We start from the raw sequence: 1,280 nt of genomic DNA, 5'->3' as shown, positions 1-1,280 counted from the left end.
TGCCAGCTCCACGCGTTGTTCCAGGTTCAGCGACTTCCGCCAGGATTTGGTCAGCTCATTGGTGGCCGGATTTGGCACTCCCAGTACTTCGCGGCTTTGCTTGTGATAGGCGGCCATCTGATCGGCCCTGCCTGGTTCGGCCAAAACTTTGAGTTGGTCCAGATGCGTGTCCAGCATGTCATTGCCTGCCACGGAAGTCACACCGGCACCCCTGTGGGCTGGCCATCAATGGTAGATTGGTTCCTGCCCGCCCAATAGGCGCGGATTTCATCGTCAGATTTGTTATCGACCCATTTTTGCATGGTGTCGCGCTCGGACTGATACTCCATGAAGGGCACCGCATAGCCACAGGAGGTCTGCACCATGTCCACTGAGACATCAAAGATCTGCCGCGCACTGCGGTAGGCCGGGAACCGGGCGGCTAGTTCGTCCCAGCCGTCATCGCCTGCGTGCAGGATCTTGGCGGTGCCGTAGGTCCGCAGGATCATCGGGCGGGTGGTGAAGGAACACCACATCAGGGTGATCCGATTCACATCCAGCAAGTGGCCCGCTGTTTCATTGCCGCTGCCGGTCAGGTTCATCCAGACAATCCGGTCCGGCCCCAGCACCCGCAGCGAATCCATCCCCTTGGGCGAGATGTTCACGCGGCCCTCAGGCCCAGCAGAGCCGATGAAGAACATGTGCTGCTCTTCTATAAATTTGCGGTGCGTGTCTTCGATCTGCGGGAACTGCTTGGCCATGAGTTACTCCACCGTTACGGATTTCGCCAGATTGCGGGGCTGATCCACATCGGTGCCCTTGGCAACTGCGGTGTGATACGCCAAGAGTTGTGCCGGGATCGCATAAAGGATCGGCGTCAGCGCTTCCTTGATGCGGGGCATCCGGATGGCGCACCAGACATCCTCACCGGCCTCGTCGATGCCGTCCTGATCCGAGATCATCAGCACCTTGCCCTTGCGCGCGAGCACTTCCTGCATGTTGGAGACGGATTTGTCGAACAGCGTGTCTTTGGGCGAGAGAACCACCACTGGCATATGCTTGTCGATCAGCGCAATAGGTCCGTGCTTCAGCTCGCCGCTCGCATAAGCCTCGGCGTGGATGTAGCTGATTTCCTTCAGCTTCAGCGCGCCTTCCAGTGCCAGAGGGAACATCAGGCCGCGGCCCAGGAACAAGACGTCGCGGGCTTCGCTGACCTTTTGTGCCGCCTGGCGGATCGCTTCGTTCTGTTCCAGCGCGGAAGACAGCACATTGGGCAACCCGCGGATCGCGGTGGCGTAGTC

At 59.6% G+C, this 1,280-nt stretch carries 3 protein-coding genes; all 3 read right to left on the bottom strand.

Features of this window, described 5'->3' with window-relative positions:
- A partial coding sequence (locus tag A2I95_RS39220) for a DNA alkylation repair protein (RefSeq protein ID WP_367153214.1) occupies nt 1-201 on the bottom strand: 201 nt, incomplete at its 3' end.
- Nucleotides 198-740 (bottom strand): pyridoxamine 5'-phosphate oxidase family protein, encoded by a 543-nt coding sequence (locus A2I95_RS39215; protein ID WP_291737764.1) that lies wholly within the window; start codon nt 738-740, stop codon nt 198-200. The genes A2I95_RS39220 and A2I95_RS39215, both read right to left, overlap by 4 nt.
- A 3-nt stretch (nt 741-743) precedes the next feature.
- Nucleotides 744-1,280, bottom strand: a 537-nt coding sequence (locus A2I95_RS39210) for an SIS domain-containing protein (RefSeq protein ID WP_291737763.1), incomplete at its 5' end; no start/stop codon positions are given.

This window comes from Leisingera sp. F5 (assembly GCF_001593695.1).
The sequence above is the reverse complement of the archived record's forward strand: the minus strand, read 5'-3'. Positions and strand labels throughout refer to the sequence as shown.

Coding starts and splice junctions, on each gene's coding strand:
- A2I95_RS39215 (WP_291737764.1), bottom strand. CDS start 740: ATGGCCAAGCAGTTCCCGCAGATCGAAGACACGCACCGCAAATTTATA.